This window comes from Vibrio sp. 661 (genome assembly GCF_033339315.1).
Lineage (GTDB): Bacteria > Pseudomonadota > Gammaproteobacteria > Enterobacterales > Vibrionaceae > Vibrio > Vibrio alginolyticus.
Genome location: NZ_JAWOUJ010000106.1, coordinates 1 through 1159, shown reverse-complemented (window position 1 = coordinate 1159; position 1159 = coordinate 1). Strand labels below are relative to the sequence as shown.

The window sequence follows — 1159 nt, the reverse complement described above, 5'->3', positions numbered from 1 at the left end:
GCGTCAGTAAATCTTCGCCCTGAACACCATGATCCAGTACGCCTTCTAGCGTGAATTTGTATGTTCCTTCAGCATTTAACACCAGAGTAAATACCGATTTTCCATCTGGCGTTTGACCTTGGTAAGTGTAGTTGTTGTTATTCACACCAGTTTGTACGAGCGTGACCGCTTGTCCGCCTGACGTTACCCCGCTGATTGGGTTACCAGACAAATCTAACTGGTAAGAAACTATCGTATCCGCACCTTCTACGCTATCAAAGCTGCCGCTTGCCTCTAGGCTGTCTTTGCTCAGCTCTGAGCCTGAAGGCAAGTCATCTTCATCTAAGAACAACGGCGTCGCCGTTTTGATTTCCGGCACGTCATCCACGATGGTGATTGGCAAGTTCACAGATGCCGATGTATCACCATCGAAGTCAGTAACAGAAATAGGAATATCTAACGTTAGGCTGTTTTCTCCCGCGCCAGCAGGATGATCCACAGGGCCCACTAACTCAAATTGGTAGCTATTGTCTTTTGCATCCAACGTTAGGGTGAAAATCTGCGTGTTCGTGCCAACAATCACCGCTTCATAGGTGCTTACACCGTCGGCTTCAGAGACCAGTCTTAGTTCCACATCTTGACCATTTGACTGCAAACCAGCGACCGCGCCAGCTAAGTCAGAAACGTGATAACTGACGATTTCATCAGCGCCAGCAACAACGTTAAAGTGTCCATCTAACACTCGTAAGCCAGAAGTATCAGAGCCAGCAGGTAAATCATCTTCGTCAATCGTCAACTGGCTACTGTTATCCACCCCAGTGATAGACGGCACATCATGAACAACGGTAATTGGCAAACTAATCGTGTTCGACACATCGCCATCAAAATCCGTGGCATTCACAGGGAAATCAATCACTAGCTCATTTTCACCATTGCCATTTGGATGGTCTAGCTGAGCAAATAATTCAAATTGATACCTATCTTCTCCAGCATTTAACGTAAGTTTAAACACGATATCGGTAGTGCCTTGCACGTACGCACGGTACTCAATCACGCCATTCGCGTTTGAGTATTCAACAAGCTCTAGTGGCTGACCTACTGACGTTAACCCAGCAACAGGTGAGACAAGATCCTCCAATTGGAAGCTAACGATAGAATCTGCACCGTCAACGACATCAAA

At 46.6% G+C, this 1159-nt stretch carries 1 protein-coding gene; it reads right to left on the bottom strand.

Translation table 11 applies throughout. The annotated features are described in order from the left end of the window. Window positions 1–1159, bottom strand: a 1159-nt coding sequence (locus R7P69_RS25025) for a DUF5801 repeats-in-toxin domain-containing protein (RefSeq protein ID WP_318121798.1), incomplete at both ends; no start/stop codon positions are given.